Below are 22,310 nucleotides of genomic sequence, written 5' to 3'. Positions count from 1 at the left end.
AGGAAGCCCCTCTCTGCGGCAAAACTTGCAGGGTGTTACTTACTCAGGGTGGGAGGATTGTCCACGATGCCCACGATGAAAGCATCAATGGGCGACGGATGGTCCAGACCATGCTGGGTGGTCTCGTCGGTGGTGACCAGAACCATCTCGCCTACACCCGCGCCGATGTTGTCGCCCGCCACGATGGTATCCTTTTTGGAGCCGAACACCGGCTCCACCAGCAGGAACTTATAGCCTACAAGCTCCGGCATTTTGCGGGTGGCGACAACGGTCCCCTTGACGATCCCTAAAATCATAGCTTACTCCTCTTTGCCCAGTACGGTGACCAGCTGTCCCTGCTTGAGCAGGAAGGCATTGCCATCGTCCGTGTCGATGTGAAAATCCAGTGCACATTTGTCGTTTGCGCGGATCAGCACCCCGCCCATCACGCCCGGCTTGGGGCCGTCGATCTTTACCTGCACGCGGTCGCCGTCGGCAAGGCCGAAGGCAGCTGCCTGTGCAGGGGTCATATGGATGTGGCGGTCGGCGATCATCACACCCTCCGGCACGGTCAGGGTGCCATTGGGGCCGCGCAGGGTCACGCCCGGCGTACCCTTTGTATCCCCGCTGGAGCGCACCGGCGCTTTGATGCCGATGTTGCGGCAGTCGGTCTGCGCCAGCTCGATCTGAGTGGCACTGCGCTCCGGGCCAAGGATGCGGACATGCTTCAGTTCACCCTTGGGGCCGATGATGTCCAGACATTCCTCGCAGGCAAACTGGCCGGGCTGGCTCAGCGCCTTTTTGGGGGTGAGCTGGTAGCCATAGCCGAACAGCGTGTCCACATCATCGCGGGTAAGGTGGATGTGCCGCACCGAGATGCCTACCGGCACCTGACGGCTGCGCTTTTGCAGCTCTGCCTGCACGGCCTGCGTGATCAGGAGCAGCAGCTGTTCCTGACTGATGTCATGGTAAACCAAGGCACAGCGCTCCTTTCTTATGCAGCGTCAGCGCAGTTCTCAGCGCAGCTCAGGCATGCACTCGGACACGCTTGCGTGCGGGCGGGGAATGACCAGTGCGCTGACCACTTCGCCAATGCGGGAAGCAGCGGTCTGGCCTGCCTCAACAGCAGCCTTCACAGCGCCAACGTCGCCCTGCACGAACACGGTAACAAGGCCTGCGCCGATCTTCTCCTGACCCACCAGAGAGACATCTGCGCTCTTCAGCATGGCATCGGCTGCCTCGATGGAAGCGGTCAGGCCGTTGGTCTCGATCATGCCCAGAGCGGCATCCAGCGGCACCTGCTCGCCTGCGGGCAGGCCGGACTTGCCGGTAGCGGGGCCCTTGGCGGGCATGATGCGGGCCAGATCTGCGTGGGGGCGTGCAATGACGTTGACGCAGAACAGCTCACCCACGCGGGAAGCAGCCTCTTCGCCAGCCTCGGTAGCAGCCTTGACAGCGCCCACCTCGCCGGTAACGATCACGGTGGTCAGACCGGCACCGATGGTGTCGGAACCAATGAACTCAACGTCAGCAGCCTTCAGCATTGCATCGGTAGCGTCGATGTTGCCAACCAGACCCTTCGTCTCGATAAAACCCAGAGCTTTCATAAGTTGTTCCTCCTGTCAGAACACTGAAAAAATTGTATGTGATGGTTTCGTCCTTCAAAAACTCAGATGATGCGCAGCCCGCCCTCGGCCAGCATGCAGCGGCGGCGGCGGCAGAAGCTCTTTGCGCAGGTAATGCCCTCGCCGGTGGGGCCGGCAATGGTCATGGTGCAGTGGCCCTCGCCGCCAATGCCAACACCGGCCTTGGTGGCGCTGTTCTTTACGTAGATGGTGGTCTCAATGACCCGGGCAAAGCGGGTCATGTGGTCCACATCCTTGGAGAAGATGGAAGCGGTGTGGCGGTTGCCGTGCTCGGCCACCACGGCATCTTCCACCGCCTGTTCAAAGCTCTGGCAGCGCACGATGGGCAGCACCGGCATCATCTGCTCCACCAGAACGAACGGATGGTCGGCAGGCACCTCGCAGATGGCAAGGCGGCAAGTATCCGGCACATGCACGCCGATGGTCTCCAGAATGCGGGCAGCGTCCTTGCCCACCCACTTTTTGTTCACCTCATGGCCGCCGCCCTTCTTGGGCTGCAGCACGATGTTCACCAGCTGTTCGGTCTGGGCCTTGTTCAGCAGGTAGGCACCCTGCTTCTGCAGCTCGTGCAGCAGGCCGTCGTAGGCGGTGTTCACGGCGAACACTTCCTTCTCTGCAAAGCAGAGGATGTTGTTATCGAACGAAGCGCCTTCGTAGATCTTGCGGCCTGCCAGCTCGATGTCTGCGGTCTCGTCCACGATGACGGGCGGGTTGCCTGCACCGGCACCGATGCACTTTTTGCCGCTGCGCAGCAGGGCGTTCACCATGCCCATGCCACCGGTGCCTGCCATCAGGCGGATCTTGGGGTTTGCGGCCATCTTGTCCACATTCTCCATGGTCGGCTCACGGGTCATGGTAATGAGGTTTGCAGGGCCGCCCGCCTCGATGATGGCGGTATTCAGCGCCTGCAGGCAGTCGGCAGACACCCGCTTTGCGCGGGGGTGCACGTTGAACACCACGGTGTTGCCACCTGCGATCATGCTGATGGTGTTGTTGATGATGGTCTCGGTAGGGTTGGTGGTGGGGGTGATGGAGCAGATCACACCAAAGGGTGCGTACTCTTCCAGCATCAGGCCCGCGTCACCGCTCTTGGCTTCGGTGGTCAGGCATTCGGGGCCGGGGGTCTTGTTGATGACGGCCAGATGTTTTTCCACCTTGTCCTCATAGCGGCCCATGCCGGTCTCTTCCACGATCTTGTGGCACCACTCCTCCACATGTGCGCGGGCACAGCGGCGGATGGCTTCAATGATGCGCTGGCGGTCCTCGATCTTGTAGTTTGCCGCCCAGTCGCGCTGGGCCTTCCATGCAGCTTCCACTGCATCGTCTACATTCTCGAACACGCCGCGGTCGCCTGCTGCACCGCCGGGTGCAGCGGTATAGGCTGCAGGGGCGGCGCTTGTCTGTGCACCGCCCATACCGGCAAGCACCTGTTTGACGATCGCTTCAATTTCCTGCGAACTGATATCCATGGTTTTCGTTCCTTTCCGTAAAGGTCATATCCGTTGGATCAAACGAAACTTTTTGTTATTGAAAACTCTTCAGCGTCCGGCGGATGACCTCGGCCATTGCGGCATCGCGGGCATTTGCGGACTTCGGTGCGGCCGGGGCCGCTGCCATTGCAGGGACTGCCGCAGGCTGTGCGGCGGGCACCGGGGCAGGGGCAGGAGCCGCCTGCTGTTTGGGCAGGGTGGGCAGCGCCATGCCCGGCTGGATCAGCCCGGTAACGCCCGGCAAGCTCACCGGCTGGGCAGGCTGTGCGGAGGGTACTGCCATTGCCACAGGCTGTGCAGCGGGCTGAGCCATGGGCTGCACGGCAGGTGCGCCGCACTTGCTGCAGCCGGTGCAGTGACCGCCGCAGCTGCCGCATTTGGAGCAGCCTGCGCAGCCCAGCTTTGCGGTGACGGCTGCGTAGTAATCCAGTGCTTCCACCAGATGGGCCGCATCTGCCGGGGTCTTGCCCCAGGTCAGGCAGCCGTCATTTTCCAGCAGAACAGCCTTATCGGTGCGGCACAACAGGCTGACAGCCTGTGCCTGTGCGTCCACGTTCTGGGCGGGCAGCAGCTGCACCCGTCCCAGCGCCCGCACTGCGGGGCTGAACGCTGCAGGCTGAACGGTCTGGCCCTGCATCCCCATCACAGCCGCGCAGGCCGGATAGGTATGCATCACGCACTGGGCGTTCTCGTTTTCCTGATAGATCTTCAGATGGATGGGCAGGTCTTCGGGCAGGGGCTTGGGCTTTGCGCTGAGCATCGCCTTGCCATTCATATCCACGCGCACCAGCATATCCTGCGTGAGCGCGGCCTTGTCGGCACCGGCAACGGTCACCCACGCGGCCTGCGGGCCGACGCGGACGCTCATGCTGCCGTCACCGGCCACCAGCCAGCCCTTGGCTTCCAGCCGACGGGCCATTTCCATGATGGCTTTTTTTGCCTCAAAGTCTGAGAGGTAAGCAACGCCTTGAATCACCATACGTTTCTTTCCTCCTTTTTAACGGCGCAGCGGCGGGATCTTGAGCATGGCGCGCACTTCGTCGGGTGTCATGGGCATCATGCCCTTGGACTTTACGATGTCCGACACCTTTGCGATCAGCGCTGCGTTGTTGTCCACATGGACACCCGGCGCGATCATGTCCGAATCCTCAAAGCCGATGCGCACGGTGGAAGCGCCCATATCCAGCGCTGTCTTGACCATTTCCCAGTCTTCGCGGTGGGCCTGCGTGTAGCCCCACAGGTAGTCGCCATTGGGGAAGTTCTCTTCCAGCGCCTGGATCATGTGGCGCAGGGCCGGCACCGTGGCAGGCATCTCGCCGCCATGGCCGAACACCAGTGCAAACAGGATGGGTTTTACAAAGTGGAACTTGTCGTTCAGTTCCCGCACGGTGTTGATCATGCCCAGCTCAAAGACCTCGGTCTCCGGGATCTTCTTGTTGTCCATGATGGTCTTGACGCAGTACTCCACATCCTTGATGGGGTTCTGGTACACCGAGGCGCCCAGATTCACCGAGCCGACATTCAGGCTGTTGGCTTCCACCCAGGAGGGGTAGCAGGGCTGCACACGCTCCTCAATGGTCAGGTTGGACACGCCGCCGGTGGAGATCTCCACCACGATGTCGCACATCTCACGGATGTAGGCCACCGTTTCTTCCAGCAGGCTCAGATCCGGGGTGAGGTTGCCGTTCAGGTCGCGGCAGTGCAGATGCACCATGGACGCGCCGTTTTTGTAGCACTCATACACATCCCGGGCAATGGCCCGCGGATTGATGAGAATGTCTGTGGCCGCAACGGGGGCCACGGAGATCATGATTTTTTTCATTGGATGAACACTCCTTGCATGTCGCATTGGAGAAGCTTAACAAAGGATGCTAACGCTATTTTAGCACAAACATCCTATCTTGTAAACTCACCGTCCCCTGCCCGCCTTTTACGGCAGGCAGGAGGCCTGTATGCTTACTTCTTCCAGAAGATGTAGTGATCCTGCACTGTAGCGGCGATCTCGTCCACCTGCCTGCGCTCGATCACGCTGAGCAGCTGGCGGTGCAGCTCTACGAACCGCTCGATCTCCGCTTCGCCCTTGGCAAGCACCTTGCGGGTGGTCTCCAGACGGCTGGGCAGCGTCAGCCGGGTGATGTACTCGGTGATGGTGGCCAGCATGGGGTTCTGGGCCGCATTGGCGATCTGGGTGTGGAACCGGCTGTCCAGCTCCAGCACCTTATCCACCGAAGGCTCCGGCGAGTGCATTTCGGCAGAAAGCTCGCCGAAGGTGCGGTACAGGTCCGGCAGAAAGGATGCGATATCCTTGCGCTGAATGATAATATTCAGCGTACCGATATCAATTACGGAGCGCAGCTCCACAAATTCCTGCCAGCTGTTCTTCTGCAGGATGATGCTGTACAGCATCGGGTCCAGCATTTTCTGGTTGTAGTTTTCGCTCACAAAGGTGCCGTCGGCACGCTTGATGTACAGGATGCCGTAGGCCTGCAGCTTTTTCACAGCTTCCCGCACCGAGTTGCGGCCCGCGCCGAACTGCTTGCACAGTTCCATTTCGGTAGGCAGCTTGTCGCCCGGATGCAGGGTGCCGTCGATGATCTGGGAGATGATCCCATCCATGACCTGATCGACTACAGACTTTACCGCATTCTTCTGTTTTTCAGGATGTTCCATTGACATAGTTCCGCCTCCAAATCCGGTTTTGTGGATATTCGGGGTCGTTCAGCGTGGAACGTTCCGGGGCAGAAAGCCTCCAAACATCACACGTTGAATTTCCGCCACTATTTTACCATATCTGAAAAGCGGACGCAACGGTTACGCCATCAAATAGGTGGGCAGCAGGATCAGCTGGGGGAAGGCGACCATCAGCGCAATGCAGACGAAGGTGGCCGCAATAAACGGCACCAATGTGGGGAACACCTCGCCGACCGTAACATCCATCAGATCGCAGGCAACGTAAATGCACATGCCCACCGGAGGAGTGACCAGGCCAACACCGATGACCACGGTGATCAGGACGCTGAGCACGATGGGGTCGATGCCCACACCCAGAGCAATGGGATACAGGATGGGCATGAACAGGGTCAGCGTTGCGATGGACTCCATGAACATGGTGACGATGAAGAAGATCAGCAGGATCATGATGAGAATGACAGTGGGGTTGGTGGAGAAGCCCAGCATGGTCTTGGCCACCCACTTATCAAAGCCCGCAGTGGTCAGCATGACGGTGTACAGCTTTGCAGCGCCGATAACGATGAAGATACGGCCGCTGGTGCGGACGGTCTCTGCAAAGGCAAACTTGATGTCCTCCCACTTGAGTTCGCGGTAGATGATGCCGCCGGCAAACAGACCGTAAACAACAGCGATCACGCCTGCCTCGGTGGGGCTGACGATGCCCATGGTGATGGTGCCCACGATGATGATGGGCATGAGCAGGGCGGGCCAGCTCTCCCACAGGCCATGCAGCACGGGGCCGATGGTGAAGTGGCCCGGCTCCTTGGGCACGCCTTCCTTCTTGGCCATGAAATAGCTGACGATCATCTGTGCCAGACCGCACAGGACACCGGGGATGATGCCGCCGAGGAACAGCTTACCGGTGGAAATGCCGCAGATACCGGCAATGACCACCATGGGGATGGACGGAGGAATGATGATGCCGATGGTGGAGGAAATGGCGGTAACGGCAACGGTAAAGTTCTTGGAGTAGCCCTTGCGCACCATTTCCGGCATGAACATACCGGAAACGCCTGCGGTATCGGCAACAGCGGAACCCGAGATGCCCGCAAAGATCATGCTGGAAAGCACGTTCACGTGAGCCAGACCGCCGTAGATGTGGCCGACGATGGAGTAACAGAAGTCCATCAGGCGCTTGGAAATACCGCCCTTGGACATGGTGAAACCGGCAAAGGTGTACAGAGGGATGGCCAGCAGTGCAAAGCTGTTCATGCCCTCAAACATGCGCTGGGCAATGGTGACGGTGCTGCCGCCGCCCAGGAACAGGATGCCGCCCATGGCGGACAGGCCCAGACTCATGGCGATGGGCACGCCCAGAAACAGCAGAACGAAGAATGAGATCAGCAGCCATGCGATCATTTGGATTTGCCCCCTTCCGGTTTTGCGGTCAGTTCAACGATCAGGTTGAGAACGGCGGACAGGATGCACAGCACACCGGCAATGGGGAAGATGGTGTACACCTGACCCATGGTGAACTGCGGCATGGTGGAAACGGCCTGCTTTGCGCGGGTGCACAGCTGGTAGCCGCCGTAGGTGACCATGACGTAGAACAGGATGATGAACACATCACGGATGATGACAACGATCTTTTTGCCCAGCGGGGTCTTACCGAGAACAGCGTCCACCACTTCCACGCGGAGGTTGGTGCCCATGGCGTTGATGCCGATGCAGGCAATGAGCATGGACCAGACGTTCAGATACTGGCTGCTCTCCATGTACCACTTGAAGCCGCCGATGCCGGGGATCAGGCGCAGCACAACGTTTGCGAACAGAATTACCATCATAGCTGCGCAGAGAATGGCGGAAATGAGGGTGGTGATCTTGTCCAGAGTGGTTTGCAGTTTTTTCACAGTACAAACTCCTTTCCAAGTGCGATTCAGATAAAATGCAAAGGGACGAAGGGCACGCCCCCTCGTCCCTTTGCTTCGGTTTTATTTCAAGGTTTTCTGGTCAGTGATCTCAGCGGGCTTCTTTCCATGCCTTCAGCTGATCCAGCAGGTCGCCGTAGGTATCAGCGTTGTCGGTCAGGACCTTTTCGGTCGCAGCTGCAAACGGAGCCAGTTCCGGGCTGTTGATCTTCATGCCCTTCTCTTCCAGAGCGGAGACCAGGTCGTTGGTCTGCTGCTCGTTCAGCTCACGGTCGTAATCGGCAGATGCCTTTGCAGCGTCGGAAACGATCTGCTGCTGGTCAGCGCTCAGCTTGTTCCAGCTGCTCTCGGCAATGGTAAAGCACATGCCGGAGTAGATGTGGTTGGTGATGCTCAGGTACTCCTGAACTTCGTAGAGGTTATTGTTGTAGATAACGGGGATGGGGTTCTCCTGTGCATCGTAGGTCTTCTGCTGCAGGGCCTGATACAGCTCAGAGAAGCTCAGCGGCTGAGGATTGGCACCCAGAGCGGTCATGGTAGCCATGATGACGGGGTTCTCGGGGGTGCGGATCAGCAGACCGTTCATGTCGGCAGGGCTGTTGATGGGGCCCTTGGAGTTGGTCACGCAGCGGAAGCCGTTGCAGTAGTGGGCCAGCACACGCATATTCTGGCTCAGCAGGCCTTCCTCAGCGGCAGCCTCGATGTCGCTGTCCATGAATGCCCATGCATCGTCGAAGGTCTCGAACTGGAACGGCAGTGCGGAAATGCCCATCTTTGCATCGTAGGTGGCAAAGTTGGAAGCGTCGGTGATGATGATATCCACCGTGCCGGAATCCAGAGCGATAGAGTTGATCAGGTCAGCATCGCCGCCCAGCTGGCCGGAGGGGTACAGCTGAACTTCCACAGCGCCGCCGGTCTTTTCGGCAACTTCCTCTGCAAACTGCTTAGCGCCCTTTGCACGGGGGTCTTCTTCGTTGGTGGAGAAGCCCAGCTTCAGGGTGACAGCCGAGCCGGAAGCAGCAGCGGAAGAACCGGTGGAAGCTGCAGTAGAGGCAGTGGAAGCAGCAGTGCTGGTGCCGGAGCCGCCGCAGGCAGCCAGACTCAGAGCGGCAGCGGAAATACCGGCCACCTTCAGGAAGTCACGACGGGAAATCATCTTTTTCATAAGAATTCTCCTTCAAAAAAATATCTTCTCCTGAGCCGGTCTCGTGCTCCGGCTCTTGTTCCTTTTTTAAATGGTGCCTTTCTTTTCCAGCGCCTTTTTCAGCTCGGCTGCACCAAAGCGGGGGCTGCTGAGGACCACCTTGCCAAACTTATCGGCGATATACTGTTCGCAGTAGGCCATGCTGCCCTGTGCAAACACGATCACATCCACCTTGTCGGCAATGGTACCGGCCATCTCGGTCATGCGGGCCTTGAACTGGTCCTGATCCAGACCGAATGCACCGTCCACCAGACAGTCCACCAGTTCCACGTGCCTGTTGCACTCGCGGGCCATGCGCAGGATGGTGCCCTTGGTGGGTTCCAGCGTGGTGGGCAGGGTAGCCATCACGCCGATGCGCTGGCCCTTGCGGACAGCCTCGCGGCACATTTCCTCGTCCACGCGGACGATGGGCACACCAATGTACTTTGCCACATCCTGTACACTGTCGGCAACTTCGCCCACGCTGCTGCACAGGTTCAGCATGGCATCCACGCCTTCCTCAGCGGCCTTCATGTACATGCCGATCAGGCGTGCTGCCGGTGCAGTGGTCACATAGCCTGCCGCGCGGACATCTGCCAGAATGCTGGGGTCCTGCAGGCTGTACAGCTCCACATCATCGCCCAGCTGCTTTTTGACTTCCTGCTCCACCAGTTCGATCAGTTCCGGGGTGGTGCTGGTATAGATCAGACCTACCTTCATAACGGAAAAGCCTCCTTTTGTTTTTCGCGTTCTCGTGCCGGACAAGCCCGCAGCAAAGGTTCTTTGCTACATCCTACCTTTAGTTCAATCTCAACAGCTTGTCCGTCTTTACATCCTACCATTAGATTACTCTTCGGCCCGCAAAAAGTAAATTGGCGAATAGCCGATATTTCGGACCGGTTTTGGTCGTTCTGCACAAATGTGGGATGCAAGTGGTGAAAAATTCACTTCTTTCTAGACATCATCCCATCTTGCGGCGTATAATACCCTTAAAGAAAAAGACAGGGAAGGAGCCACCGGAACATGAATCCGTTTCAAAGTGATAACATCTGGAAAAAGAAGGCCCGTCAGGGCAAGGCGCAGCAGCATCCGCTCACGCCGCAGCAGGAGTGGCAAAAGCAGGTGAACAGCAGCAGCCTGTGGCTGGGCGGCGGCGTGGTGCTGCTGGCACTGTATTTGGCCGCTGTCCGCGCCGGCACCGTGGCGCTGGACGCAAGCGCCGTCGTGCTGATCGTGGTGGTGGGCTGCTTCTGCGTATACACTGCCGCATCCCTCGGCAGGCTGATGAAGAACAAGCCGGAGGAAAAGGCAGCAAAGAAGAAAAAGAAAGCCAAAAAAGAGTGATCGTTCCTTTAAAATGGCTCCGCGTGCGCTGCGCCATAAACAGCAGAATTATTATTTTTGTATATTGCAAAGCCGGAATGACTGCGGTCATTCCGGCTTTGCTTTTTCACGGGAAGGGGTCGTAACAGGTAGTGGCATTTGCTTCGCAACCCGGTCTGCGGCTCAAAAGTTCCACTGGGGCTTTCATGCCCTGCGGGCACCGCCGTCCTTTCTGGTTCTCTTTTGGCGCGCAAAAGAGAACGTATCCGGCGGCAATGCATTTTATAAAAGCCATACAAACCTGCCCCACACGAATACCCGCTGCACAAGAAGCAGCTTATCTTCGTAAAAAGCAAAACAGCCAGACCCGCGGAACTTGTCGGGGCAAGGCCCCTCCATCTTGCTCCCGCAAGAACGTTCTGCCGCTTGAAAGCCCCACTGGGGCTTTCATTGCTGCGCAACCGCGGTCTGGCTGTTTTGCAATCATTATAATTTTTCCGCTGAATATGCCCAGAGCGAAGCGGAGGGCATTCTAAATCATCAGAGTGTCAGCCCAGTAAAATTTCCACCGCTTCCCGCAGAGTGGGCACTTCGCCCACATTGCCCGGGAAGATGATGTACGGCGTGCCGGGGAACAGGCTTTCGGCACCGGTCTGCCATACCGGGATGCCCGGCCGGATCTGGCCCAGCACCTTGGCGCATTTTACGCGCAGGGCCTTCACGCCCACGTCGCTGCTGGTGATGCCGCCCTTTGCCACCACAAAAGTCGGGGAAGCGGTCAGCCTGCCCACGCAGCTTTGCAGTGCATCGCTGATGGCAACGCTGCGCACGAGGGCTGCTTCCGGGGTGTCGTCCGGCAGGGTGAGCACCACGCGCTTTGTGGACACGCAGCAGGTGATGCCCTTTGCGATCTGCTGTGAGCAGTGGGCCACGATGGCGGCTGCTTCCTTTTCCAGCTCGCCCGGCACCAGCACCTTGTCGCTGTCCATCTCAATAAACTCGATGCCCTGTACTTTTTTCAGTTCTTCCAGCTGGGCAGTGGTCTTTTTGGTGTGGCTGCCCACCACGATGATGCCGCCTGCCTTGCTTTCCTGCGTGACCATCTTTTCCCGGGTGAGCAGCGGCTGGTCGGAAATATTGCCGATGGCCTTGACCAGTGCGGCCGCACTGCGGATGGTGAAGTGACGGCCCTTTGCCATGGCGCGGTACAGTGCCACTGCAAACACCTTCACATCGCAGTCCGCCACTGCATTCACGATCACATGGCCGTAATCGTGCACCGCCAGCAGCTGGGCCTCGATGCCGTCAAAGTCCATGGCGCGCAGGCTTTCCAGCGAGATGCAGGTCACGTCTCCTGCACGGACTTTGCCGCCGGTTTTTTCCTCAATGTATTCGCACAGGTTGCTGGCGTGGTAGCCAAAGGTCTCGTCCTTGGCAAATTCGGTCTGGCCGCAGGGCACAAGCTCTGCGCCGTAGCGCACATAATGCACGTTGTCCAGTGTAAAGCGTCCGCCCTCGCGGAAGTAGGGGCACAGGATGTCGCCATCCATTTTGTAACCGTTCTCAGCCTCCGTCACCTCGCGCAGCAGGTCGGTCTCCAGCGGGTAGTGACCGCGCAGGGTGGAGTCGCCGCGGCTGATGATAAGGTAGTCCATGCCGAACTCGCGGGCCACCTTGGCGGTGTTCTCCGCGATCTCGCGGTGGGCCTTGGTGGTCTCGGCCACGGTAAAGCCGCGGCTGTTGGTCAGAATAAAGAAGAGCTTTTCCGGCGCAGCAAAGCCCTTGCGCAGGCTTTCTACCGTCCAATCTGTATAAACATAAATATCATGTACCGTCTGTACGCCTGTAGGGTCGTCGTCCAGCACAATGATCTTGCGGTTGCTGGCGGCAGCTTCGGCGGCAAGGGCGGCGTTCAGTTTTTCCTCATCCACCTGTGGAAAGCTGGCCAGAACATCGGCACTGCGGATCTGTTCCATCTGAAGCTCCTCCTTTATTCGTACAGCACCTGTGCGATCAGCACCAGCGGCTCGTCGCCCAGGCAGGCGATCTGGTGGGTGTCGCCGGGCATGGCGGCAATGATGTCGCCCTTCTCCAAGATCTGCTCCTCGCCGTTGATGATGTGGACAGCGCGGCCGGAGACGATGACCATGCTTTCCATCTCGTGCTCATGCGTGTGCCTGCCAATGGTCACGCCCGGTGCCAGCGTGTGGCGCACGTAGGCGCGGCCCTTGCCCAGCATTTCGGCAGGCGCATCCAGCAGGCGTTCCATCATCACGGTGCCCTCGCCGCCCATGCAATGGGGGATCGGAGTGGGTTTCATCTCAGAAGCTTTCTTATACAACATCCCATGTTCCACCTTTCAAGTCATCTGCAGCAGCATACGGCAGAGTGTTTTTAAACATCCTACCTTCCAAGTTAAGTCCATTATACATGAGCGCAAGCGGAATAGCAAGATTTTTTCCTGAAAAGCTGTTCAATTTTGTGCAATGCGTTTTGTGCAATCTGGCTGATACCCCGCCGTTCCTGCCCCGCAGGCATACAAAAAAGCTTTCCCGCCGCAGGCACACAGCCCACGGAAAGGGAAGCTTTTGTCTGATTCAATTTCGGGTGCATCTGACGGAAGCAGTACACCGCAGCATAACACTCCGCTTTCCTTTTTTCGGATCCCGAAATAAATTGGAACTCTGCACCTGTTCAAGCTGCAGTTTTTGTGTTTTTTTCAGAGAATCCGTTTTTTGTTGCCGGAGCAGCGTTTCTTTTGTATAATGGCAGTGATGGAAGGCCGATGCCTTTTGCAGATTTTTGATCACGACGTTTCAAAAGCGAGGTGTACTGATTATGGAATGGGCAAAATTGCTGTCAACTGAAAAACTTTCTTCTGAACCTCCTGAGCCCGATTCGTTCAAGGAGTATCCCATCAATGCATTTGAAAAGGACTACAGCCGGATCGTTTCCAGCGCTGCATTCCGCAGGCTGCAGGATAAAACGCAGGTGTTTCCTCTGGATAAGAGTGATTTCATCCGAACCCGCCTGACGCACTCGATCGAAGTCTCCACGATCGCCCGGCAGCTTGGCATCATGATCTCCAAAAACACAACACAGTACAAGCCAACTGATATTGCCGTTCCGGAGGATGCCGAAGCCATCGCATCAGTCCTGCTCTGCGCCGGCCTTTTGCACGACCTCGGCAATCCGCCCTTCGGGCATTTCGGCGAGACCGTGATCGGTGACTGGTTCAAAGAGAACCTCGACCATGTAAAATACAAAGGACAGCCCCTTCGCAGCTGGTTATCCGAGCAGATGATCGCTGATCTGGAAAATTTTGAGGGCAATGCACAGGCGCTGCGGATCCTGCTGAAAGCAAAACACGGTTCCAGCCTCAATCTGTCCAAAGCGATCATCAGCACGCTGGTAAAATACCCCACCGACTCCTGCTCCGTTGATAAAGACAGTGCGGATATCCGAAAGCACAAACTCGGCTTCTTCGCTGCAGAACAGGAGACTTTTGAGCAGATCTCGGAAGCGGTTGGGACCGCCACTCCCGACAAAGGCATCGTGCGCCATCCGCTGACCTACCTGCTGGAAGCAGCCGACGACATTGCATACTCTACTGCCGATCTGGAAGATGCCTTTAAAAAGGGCCTGTTCACCCTTGACCAGTTCATTGAATATTACACAAATTCTTATGACCATTCAAAGATCGTTTCCCACAGAAGCCCTGAGTACTTCTCCGATGAGCAGATCCAAGAGCTTTCCAAGCAGCGCGGTGCAGACCACACCCCAGAAAACGACAGCGCTGCATTTAAAAAATGGCTCACCCAAACGCGTCAGTGGCTGATGTATGTAGCCATCTACCGTTTTTCCTGCAAATATAAAGAGATCATGGCCGGGACCTACTGCGGTGATCTGTTTGAAGGAACCAATCACGCCATCACCATTGACATTCTGAAAGGGGCCATGCGGAAATTTGCCTTCGATACGCCCGGTATCCTGAAACTGGAGCTGTCCGGACAGGTCATTCTCGATTTTCTGCTGGATCATTTTGTTCCCGCCGTGCTGTACTATGACTCTGAATACTGCACCGACGGACAGGCACCTTCCAAGGCCGACAAAAAGCTTCTCGCCATCTTCTCCGGCAATTACAAGCAGGATTACAAAAACGCCCGAACCGGCACGGAATCTTTTGACTTGTACCTCCGGCTTCTGATGGTCACCGACTATATCAGCGGCATGACAGATTCCTATGCCCGCACGCTGTACCGCGAGCTTAGCGGTATTGAATAACGCTGCGCTGTTCAAATCCCACGTGCCCGGTTCGTCTGCCGCTTATGGGCTACGGCATGATCGTTCAAAAACTGCTGATACATCACTCTGGAAGCCTCGCACAACTTCAAATCAGGTGCCAGCTTTTTTACGAAGACACTGCTTGCGAATGCGAACGCCTTTTGAATTGCAAAATGATTTTTCGGTTGCTATACTGGGCTTATCGAAAATTTTCGGGAGGATGCTGCAATGACCGCACATACAATGCAACTCGGGAACCGACCTTGCCGCATTTACGGCGAAGCCCATACAGAATACCTGCTGCTCCAAATGACCGGCGAACACGAGCTGCAAAGCATGGAAAGCGAGGTTACCGCTATTGCACAGAGTGCGCACCACTTTCTGTTTGCGGCCATCCCAGTGGAAAGCTGGAACGATGCACTTTCTCCGTGGGAAGCTCCTGCGGTGTGGGGCAAAGAAAGTTTCGGCGGTAAGGCTGCGGACACCCTGCGCTTTCTGACAGAACAGGTTATGCCAACACTGAAGCAGCAGTATCCTCTCCCGGAAAACGTCAAAATCATTCTGGGCGGCTACTCGCTGGCCGGGCTGTTTGCATTGTGGGCATCCACGCAGACAGCTCTGTTTTCCGGTGTTGCGGCCGCTTCGCCTTCCGTATGGTTTCCGGGATGGATGGAGTTTGAACAACAGCACCCCATTCAAGCACAGTGCATTTACCTGAGCCTTGGCGACAAGGAAGAGCATACGAAAAACGCTGTCATGGCTGCGGTAGGTGATAACATCCGCGCCCTGCACAGCCAGCTTACAGTGCGTGGGGTAGACTGCACCCTTGAGTGGAACAGCGGCGGGCATTTCAAAAACGCTGACCTGCGCACGGCAAAGGCATTTCGGTGGGCGATGGAGGAAAGCCGATGAATATTTTGATTGATGCGGATGGCTGTCCCGTGGTTGATCTGACTTTGCAGATTGCAAAGCAGTTCGGCATCCCGGTCATTATCCTGTGTGATACCTCGCACCAGATCGAACGTGAGGGGGCGCAGACACTGGTATTCGACAAGGGTGCTGACAGTGTGGACTTTGCGCTGGTCAACCGAGTAAAGCCGGGAGATATTGTCGTAACACAGGACTATGGGCTGGCGAGTATGTGCCTTGCCCGGTGTGCCAGAGTGCTGAATCAGAACGGCTTGGAGTACACTGCTGACAACATGGATGCCCTCATGTTGCGGCGGTACGAAAACAAAAAGCTCCTTCGTGCCGGCAAGCACCCGAAAGGGAGTGCAAAGCGGACGAAGGAGCAGGATGTGAAATTTACGGACACACTGAAAAAGATTTTGAATTGCAAACATTGATTGATTTTCATACATATCACCGCGGATGGTCTTTTTTAGAAGATTTTCGCTGTATCTCCCTGTATTCAGCACCCGTCCTTGCAACTTTCTACCCAATATGATACTATTCTATAAAATCTCTTATTCTTCTCAGAAGCTTAAACAATAACGGTAAAATGACATGGAAGTTTTGCTTACAGGAAACACGATGTTTCTGACAAAGGAATGGATCGAGGAAGCCTTTCCCGATGATCACGTTCTGACGACACATCGCAAAGACGATATGCTTTCGGACACTCGCATAAAATCAGTTATTCTGGATAGCAGGCAGCTGTTGGATCGGCTTTACACTACCTACGATTTTGACCGGATCGTCTACTTTTCAGAATATCTGTTGCCTCACAACAACCCGGAAGGCGAGCTGGATCGGCTTCGCCGCGTTTTGCAGGAGTTCCGGGAGAAGGAAGTGGAGCTGATCTACTTTTCCGGCCCGGAGAGCGTCCTGACACCGCCCACAAGTCAATCCATACTGACGCGGACGGCAGAAGAGCTTTGTCTGCACTATGCAAAAACAAGCAAGATCCAGGTCAAGGTTTTCCGGCTTCCCTACATCTACAGCATTTCGGCATCTGGGCCGAAATGCTTTGAGCGGCTTTTCCAGCAGATCCCCACCGAAAAGGTTTCGTTTGACGAGCAAGCCGCGCAGCCTGTTTACGCACTCTGTTTTGACGAACTGGCCAGCCTTGTAAATCGCGTGTTTGATACATGGACGCCTCAGCCGGAGCTTTTCACGCTTCCGGAGGTATTTCACATCGACTGCCGGATGCTGGGCACCGCGCTGCAAAAACTACGCCCGACACTGGAAGTGACCTACGGTACCGATACGCTCCAGACGTATCCTGCAGACGACAAGGTGGTACGCAACCGATATGGGTGGTTTCAACGCTATTGTCTGCTGGACGACATGCCGCAGATCTATCATGCATGGCAGAAAAGCCAAACGCCGAAAAAGCCGCTGCTCCACCGGATAGTCGATACTCTGCGCAATCAGATCCGGCTGCTGCGCTTTCTCGAGATCTTGTTGGCATCGGGGGTCACGGAACTTCTGGTACAGCTTACCCACACAGACGCGCAATTCCAGATGGTTGATTTCCGGTTGGCTTTCGTAATGCTTATCGGCACTGTATACGGCCTGAACGCCGGTGTGTTTGCAGCTTTTCTCGCGTCTCTTTCTTTGATTTTCGGATACTTTCGGCAGGGAATGACGCTTGTACTGCTGTTTTACGAGCCGTCCTACTGGCTGCCGTTCCTTATTTATTTCATAATAGGTGCTTCCTGCGGATATGTGCAGCTGCGCAATACGGAAACCTCGCGCTTTGTACAGAATGAAAACAACCTGCTGCGGCAGCGGCTTCAATTTACGCAGGAGCTCTATGAGGACACCTTGGAGGATAAGCAGCTTTTCCGGCATCAGATCCTTGGCCGCAGAGACAGTTTTGGAAAGATCTATACTGTAACGCAGCAGCTGAACACCCTGCAGCCGCAGGAGATTTACCGCAAGACCATACAGGTCATGGAAGATATTTTGGAAAACCACAGCCTCACGATCTATCACTTGGAAAAGGGGTATGCCTTTGCGCGGCTGACCGCAGCAAGCTCCGGATTGCAGCCTGCTCCTGCCCGTTCACTTGCCGTTGATAAATACATCGATGTGTTTCGTGCCATTGAACAGGATGGTGTGTGGGTCAATCGGACGTTTGCTCCGGATCTTCCCATGTATGCAGCCGGTGTACGCCAGAACGGTTCGATCGTAGTGCTCATCAGCCTGCGGACAGCCGGGGAAAACCAGATGACACTCTATTATCAGAACCTGTTCCGCATCCTGTGTGGTCTGGTAGAAACCGCACTGATCCGCGCTTTTGAATATGAAAGCGCCATTCAGGAAACATGGTATCTTCCGGGCACCTGTCTGATGCGGCCCGTGCCATTCGCGGAGCAGCTCGCAAACGCCTGCACCTTACAGGAGGACAAGATGGCGCAGCATCTGCTGCTGCGCGTCTCCGGTAAGTTTGCAACTTCAGAGGAATTTTATGCGCAGTTGGAGCGCAGCATCCGCAGCAGCGATATTGCCGGACTTGGCACAGACGAGAACGTTTACCTGCTGCTGAATCAGGCCACAGAGGAAAACCTGCCGCTCCTTACCCAGCGCATGGCCGAAAAAGGATTTCAGGTCACATCTGTATCGTTGGATGGACAGCACCGCCTGATCGCTGCTGCAAAAAAGGATCCTGCTAATGAATGCTAGTATTTCAACATTGGTATTGTTACTTCTTCATCTTTTGGTCTGTCTTGTGCTATGGCTGCTTATACGCTGCGGCATTCTGGATATAAAGGGATACTTTTTTCCGGTGATTCTGTTGATCCCCATCTGGGGACCTTTGTGTGTTCTGATCCTGCACACCAACCGGGCATTATTTGGCGATGACCTGCTGGAAAAGACGTTGGAAAAAATGCACATCAACGAAGAGATCCACCGAAGCATTCTTGTTCCCGGAAACGCAGACGAGGAGCAGGTCATTCCGCTGGAAGAAGCTCTTCTGGTAAACAACCCCCTTCAAAAGCGGCAGCTGATCCTCTCAGTTCTGACAGAAGCTCCTACCAGTTATTATCACCTTTTGCAGCAGGCCCGGCTGAATAACGACAGTGAGGTTGTGCACTATGCTTCCACTGCTCTGGCGCAAATTTCCAAGGAAGCTGATCTCACACTGCAACAGCATGAACAGCAATATGCTTCTGACCCGGACGACCCTGATATCCTGTGCAGTTACTGCGATTATCTGGAAAGCTACATCGAATCCGGGTATGTGCAGGGCCGTGCGGCCGAGATCCAGCAGCGCCAGTTGGAGCGGCTGCTGAAAAAACGCATCGGCACGCGTCGGGATTTTACCTTGGGGTGCAAGCTGGCTTCTGTCCAGTTAGACTTAGCGGAATATGATACCGCCCGCCAGACCATTGACACACTTTCCGAACGCTGGCCGCAGAGAGAAGAGCCTTGGCTGCTCCAGCTGCGAATGGCCGCCATACTGCACAATGGCACTGCGATCCAGGACATTCTGCACAAAATCAAGGAGCAGAATGTCTATCTTACCTCCAAAGGACAGGAAATCGTAAATTTCTGGTATGGCAAAGAGGATTCCAAATGAAACTCCGCTTTCTATCAAAACTAAAACAATTTCGCTGGAGCAAACTGCTGCTGATCTGGCTGGTATTTCTGCTGATTGCCGGCGTGCTTTTTGCAGAGCGCTGCGGCATAAAGTATGCATCAACCAATTTCAAGATCGATTACCTGAGCCGGACCTCTGTGCTGCCGGCTCAAAATGCGTTATTTGGCCAGCCAGTCACCAATCTCCTGTTGTATGACAGTACCCAAGACAATGTGTCCGAGGCAAAAAAGCAGTTTGATCAGATCCTTCTGGACATGAAAGTCAGTACACAGACAGTGGATATTTCCAAATCGTCCACTCTCCTTCCGGACTTTTCCAATTACAAGACGGTTGTGGTGTTAGTGCCTGATCTGGATGTACTGGGACAGGATCTGATCACTTTGATGAACTGGGCACAACAGGGCGGCAGCATCCTGTTTGCTATGACGCCGAGCAAAACCTCCTATTTTGACGTGATTTCTCTGAAACTGGGTGTGCTTTCCTCTTCCTGGAACTATAAACTTGCAGAGAGCATCGTTCCTGCGGAGGAATTTATGCTTGGCGGTGGACAGCGCTATGAATTCAGCGACCCGTTTGAATCCGCTCTGAGTGTCAGCCTCCGGGAAGAAGCCACAGTGCATGCCCGTACCGGAGACGAGGGCACGCCGCTGGTGTGGAGTGTTTCACTGGGCAGCGGAAGAATCGTGGTAGACAATATCGGCATTTACGACAAAATCATGCGCGGTATCTATGCAGCATCCTTCAGCTTGCTATGCGATGCCACTGCTTACCCTGTCATTAACGGTTCCGTGTTCTATCTGGACGATTTTCCTTCTCCTGTTCCCGGCGGTGATGGTACCTATATCCGCAGAGATTACAGCATGAGCATCAGCGACTTTTACAGCAAAGTCTGGTGGCCGGATCTGGTGCAGCTGGCGCAGAAATACGGAGTTCGTTTTACCGGTGTCATGATTGAAAACTACGAGGATGACACCGTGGATGAACCGACGCGTCAAAAAGATACACAGCAGTTTCGTTATTTTGGAAGCCTTCTGCTGCGGCAGGGCGGCGAGATAGGGTTTCACGGTTACAACCACCAGCCTCTGGTGCTGCCAAATACCGATTACAAGGGTCTGTACGCCTATCGGCAGTGGCCCAGCGAAGAAGCCATTACAGCCGCCATGGAAGAGCTGATTGAATTTCAGCAAACCGTTCTCCCTTACACGAATGGCACGGTATATGTTCCGCCCTCCAACATTCTCTCTGCCGAAGGCCGACGGGTGCTTGGCACAAAAGTTCCGCAGATCCGTACCATTGCCAGCACCTATTTTAAAGACGGCACAGATCTGCCCTATGTACAGGAGTTCGGTGTGGCAACGGATGGTATCGTGGAGCAGCCTCGTATCGTGTCCGGTGGTATGGTTGGTGATACTTATATGCGCCTAGCGGCTATGAGTGAGCTGAATATGCACTATGTCAGCACGCATTTTATGCACCCGGATGACTTGTTGGATGAAGACCGCGGTGCAGCGGAAGGCTGGGAAGTGTACAAAGGCGGTCTGGAGGACTATCTGAAATGGCTCAGCACCTCTGCACCGGATCTTCGCCGTCAGACCGGGACCGAGTGTTCCGGTGCCATCCAACGGTACGCGCAGCTGACCGTTGCGCTGGACAGCACCGACACCGCGTGGACCCTGCATCTCGGCAATTTTATCGATGAAGCATGGCTTTTCTTCCGTGCCAATGAAGGAACGCCCGGCCGCGTAACAAATGGCGAGCTGACCCACCTGACCGGAGATCTCTACTTGCTGAAGGCCACCGCCGGAACGGTGCACATTGAGCGGAAAGGAGCATGAGCTGAATGCGGATCTGTCTGATTCTGGAAGGTTCCTACCCTTATGTGCATGGAGGTGTTTCCACCTGGATGCACGCCTATATTCAGGCCATGCAGGAGCACGAGTTTGTGCTGTGGGTCATTGGCGCAAAAGCGGAAGGACGCGGCAAATTCGTCTACGACCTTCCATCCAATGTTGTTGAGGTGGAAGAGGTATTTCTGGACGATGCCTTACGCCTGCACGGAGAACATGTGCCCGTTTTGTTTACCGAAGAAGAGCGTACTGCCTTGCGGGAATTACTGCGGCTCGGAACGCCGGACTGGGACGTGCTGTTCCGGCTGTTTCAGCAGAAAAAGGTGCATCCTCTCTCCTTTTTGCAGAGCCGGGAGTTTATGAAACTGTTTACCGATATCTGCTTGGAGGAATATCCCTATGTCCCCTATGCTGACGCTTTTCACACCATGCGCTCCATGCTGCTGCCGGTGTTGTACCTGCTGACCGGACGCGTGCCAAAAGCGCAGATCTATCATGCGATCTCCACCGGATATGGCGGCCTGTTGGCCTGTCTGGGCGGCAGCATGAACCATGCGCCGGTGCTTCTGACAGAGCACGGCATCTATACGCGCGAGCGCGAAGAAGAGATCATCCGTGCCGACTGGGTCGTTCCCTCTTTCAAAAGCCGTTGGATCCGCTTCTTTTATATGTTGTCCGAGGATATCTACCGCAGAGCGTTCCGGGTAAGCAGTCTGTTCTATAACGCCCGCCGTACTCAGATCGAAATGGGCTGTGATGGCAGCAAATGCATCGTTATCCCCAATGGCGTGCAGTATCAGCGCTTTTGCGACATCCCGCTCAAGCCTGAGGACGGTTGGGTCGATATTGGCGCTGTAGTGCGTCTGGCCCCTATCAAGGATATCAAAACCATGATCTACGCCTTCTTTGAGCTTTCCTCCCGGGTTCCGCAGGTTCGCCTGCACATCATGGGCGGCGTGGACGATGAGGACTATGCGCAGGAGTGTTATGCCCTGGTGAAGCAGCTCCGGCTGGACAATCTGATCTTTACCGGACGTGTGGACGTGGTGCAGTACATGCAAAAGCTGGACTTTACTATCCTGACCAGTATCTCGGAAGGTCAGCCACTTTCCGTACTGGAATCCATGGCTGCACGCCGCCCCTGCGTGACGACTGAAGTGGGCTGCTGTCGGGAACTGCTGGAAGGCGCGCCCGGCGATGATCTGGGTGTAGCGGGGTACTGTGTGCCGCCCATGTACCGGCAGGGTCTGGCAGATGCCATGGAGCGGATGTGTGCCAGCCGTGCCCGTCGGGAAGAAATGGGGCGCATCGGTCAGCAGCGCGTAGACCGATATTTTCATCACGAACAAATGTTAGACAACTATCGGAAGATGTACCAGGCAACTGCAGAGCATTTTCATTTGGAGTAACA

Annotated in this window: 20 protein-coding genes and 2 pseudogenes; 8 read left to right on the top strand and 14 right to left on the bottom strand. The window is 55.8% G+C overall.

Annotated features, from left to right (window positions below; translation table 11 throughout):
- Positions 1-35 precede the first annotated feature (35 nt).
- From DWV57_RS03465 to DWV57_RS03415, 12 genes and pseudogenes are all read right to left on the bottom strand, one after another.
- On the bottom strand, positions 36-296 hold the full coding sequence (locus DWV57_RS03465) for a EutN/CcmL family microcompartment protein (protein WP_005939597.1): 261 nt from the start codon (positions 294-296) through the stop codon (positions 36-38).
- Between the two features lie 3 nt (positions 297-299).
- On the bottom strand, positions 300-956 hold the full coding sequence (locus DWV57_RS03460; protein WP_207666235.1) for a phosphate propanoyltransferase: 657 nt from the start codon (positions 954-956) through the stop codon (positions 300-302).
- Positions 957-995: 39 nt separating this feature from the next.
- Positions 996-1,250: pseudogene (locus tag DWV57_RS14655) on the bottom strand (BMC domain-containing protein); the annotation flags it as partial.
- A 72-nt stretch (positions 1,251-1,322) separates the two neighbouring features.
- Positions 1,323-1,586, bottom strand: a pseudogene (locus DWV57_RS14650) (BMC domain-containing protein); the annotation flags it as partial.
- Between the two features lie 62 nt (positions 1,587-1,648).
- Positions 1,649-3,094 carry an aldehyde dehydrogenase family protein gene (locus DWV57_RS03450; RefSeq protein WP_097781116.1) on the bottom strand — a complete coding sequence of 482 codons (1,446 nt, stop codon included), beginning with the start codon at positions 3,092-3,094 and terminating at the stop codon, positions 1,649-1,651.
- A 55-nt stretch (positions 3,095-3,149) separates the two neighbouring features.
- Positions 3,150-4,094 (bottom strand): class II aldolase/adducin family protein, encoded by a 945-nt coding sequence (locus DWV57_RS03445; protein ID WP_120019965.1) that lies wholly within the window; start codon positions 4,092-4,094, stop codon positions 3,150-3,152.
- Positions 4,095-4,112: 18 nt separating this feature from the next.
- A complete protein-coding gene (locus DWV57_RS03440) occupies positions 4,113-4,937 on the bottom strand; it encodes a 3-keto-5-aminohexanoate cleavage protein (RefSeq protein WP_120019964.1) in 825 nt (274 codons plus the stop codon).
- Between the two features lie 134 nt (positions 4,938-5,071).
- Positions 5,072-5,791: a GntR family transcriptional regulator gene (locus DWV57_RS03435; RefSeq protein WP_118527541.1), complete on the bottom strand. Its 720-nt coding sequence runs from the start codon at positions 5,789-5,791 to the stop codon at positions 5,072-5,074.
- Between the two features lie 135 nt (positions 5,792-5,926).
- Complete coding sequence (locus tag DWV57_RS03430; RefSeq protein ID WP_097776874.1) at positions 5,927-7,204, bottom strand: TRAP transporter large permease; 1,278 nt, start codon at positions 7,202-7,204, stop codon at positions 5,927-5,929.
- Positions 7,201-7,695, bottom strand: a complete 495-nt coding sequence (locus DWV57_RS03425) for a TRAP transporter small permease subunit (protein ID WP_118527539.1) — start codon at positions 7,693-7,695, stop codon at positions 7,201-7,203. Before DWV57_RS03425 ends, DWV57_RS03430 begins: the two co-directional genes overlap by 4 nt.
- Before the next feature lie 109 nt (positions 7,696-7,804).
- Positions 7,805-8,878 (bottom strand): TRAP transporter substrate-binding protein, encoded by a 1,074-nt coding sequence (locus DWV57_RS03420; protein WP_097776873.1) that lies wholly within the window; start codon positions 8,876-8,878, stop codon positions 7,805-7,807.
- Between the two features lie 66 nt (positions 8,879-8,944).
- Positions 8,945-9,616 carry an aspartate/glutamate racemase family protein gene (locus DWV57_RS03415; protein WP_118527535.1) on the bottom strand — a complete coding sequence of 224 codons (672 nt, stop codon included), beginning with the start codon at positions 9,614-9,616 and terminating at the stop codon, positions 8,945-8,947.
- Positions 9,617-9,919: 303 nt separating this feature from the next.
- On the opposite strand from DWV57_RS03415, the gene DWV57_RS03410 reads away from it, so the two are divergent.
- Positions 9,920-10,240, top strand: coding sequence for a hypothetical protein (locus DWV57_RS03410; protein WP_097774523.1), 321 nt, complete (start codon positions 9,920-9,922; stop codon positions 10,238-10,240).
- Positions 10,241-10,767: 527 nt separating this feature from the next.
- On the opposite strand, the gene DWV57_RS03400 is transcribed toward DWV57_RS03410, so the two are convergent.
- Complete coding sequence (locus DWV57_RS03400) at positions 10,768-12,195, bottom strand: four-carbon acid sugar kinase family protein (RefSeq protein WP_120019963.1); 1,428 nt, start codon at positions 12,193-12,195, stop codon at positions 10,768-10,770.
- Positions 12,196-12,209: 14 nt separating this feature from the next.
- Complete coding sequence (locus DWV57_RS03395) at positions 12,210-12,563, bottom strand: cupin domain-containing protein (RefSeq protein WP_097774654.1); 354 nt, start codon at positions 12,561-12,563, stop codon at positions 12,210-12,212.
- Between the two features lie 494 nt (positions 12,564-13,057).
- On the opposite strand from DWV57_RS03395, the gene DWV57_RS03390 reads away from it, so the two are divergent.
- The 7 genes from DWV57_RS03390 to pelF all read left to right on the top strand — a co-directional run bounded on the left by DWV57_RS03390 (position 13,058) and on the right by pelF (position 22,308).
- A complete protein-coding gene (locus DWV57_RS03390) occupies positions 13,058-14,503 on the top strand; it encodes a deoxyguanosinetriphosphate triphosphohydrolase (protein ID WP_120019962.1) in 1,446 nt (481 codons plus the stop codon).
- Between the two features lie 228 nt (positions 14,504-14,731).
- Positions 14,732-15,415, top strand: a complete 684-nt coding sequence (locus tag DWV57_RS03380; protein ID WP_347562366.1) for an alpha/beta hydrolase-fold protein — start codon at positions 14,732-14,734, stop codon at positions 15,413-15,415.
- Positions 15,412-15,849, top strand: coding sequence for a DUF188 domain-containing protein (locus tag DWV57_RS03375; protein WP_120019961.1), 438 nt, complete (start codon positions 15,412-15,414; stop codon positions 15,847-15,849). The genes DWV57_RS03380 and DWV57_RS03375 overlap by 4 nt, the downstream gene beginning before the upstream one ends.
- Before the next feature lie 313 nt (positions 15,850-16,162).
- Positions 16,163-18,133: a DUF4118 domain-containing protein gene (locus DWV57_RS03370; protein WP_133303630.1), complete on the top strand. Its 1,971-nt coding sequence runs from the start codon at positions 16,163-16,165 to the stop codon at positions 18,131-18,133.
- A gap of 103 nt (positions 18,134-18,236) precedes the next feature.
- Positions 18,237-19,031, top strand: coding sequence for a hypothetical protein (locus DWV57_RS03365; protein WP_120019959.1), 795 nt, complete (start codon positions 18,237-18,239; stop codon positions 19,029-19,031).
- A complete protein-coding gene (locus DWV57_RS03360) occupies positions 19,028-20,887 on the top strand; it encodes a DUF2194 domain-containing protein (protein WP_120019958.1) in 1,860 nt (619 codons plus the stop codon). The genes DWV57_RS03365 and DWV57_RS03360 overlap by 4 nt, the downstream gene beginning before the upstream one ends.
- A gap of 5 nt (positions 20,888-20,892) precedes the next feature.
- Entirely contained in the window at positions 20,893-22,308 is a 1,416-nt protein-coding gene (pelF, locus tag DWV57_RS03355; RefSeq protein WP_118527519.1) for a GT4 family glycosyltransferase PelF, read from the top strand.
- The last annotated feature ends 2 nt before the right edge of the window (positions 22,309-22,310 follow it).

Origin of the sequence: Faecalibacterium sp. AF10-46 (assembly GCF_003604105.1) — a bacterium.
In the GTDB taxonomy this organism is placed as follows: domain Bacteria; phylum Bacillota; class Clostridia; order Oscillospirales; family Ruminococcaceae; genus Faecalibacterium; species Faecalibacterium taiwanense.
This window is presented reverse-complemented; position numbering and strand designations above follow the sequence as displayed.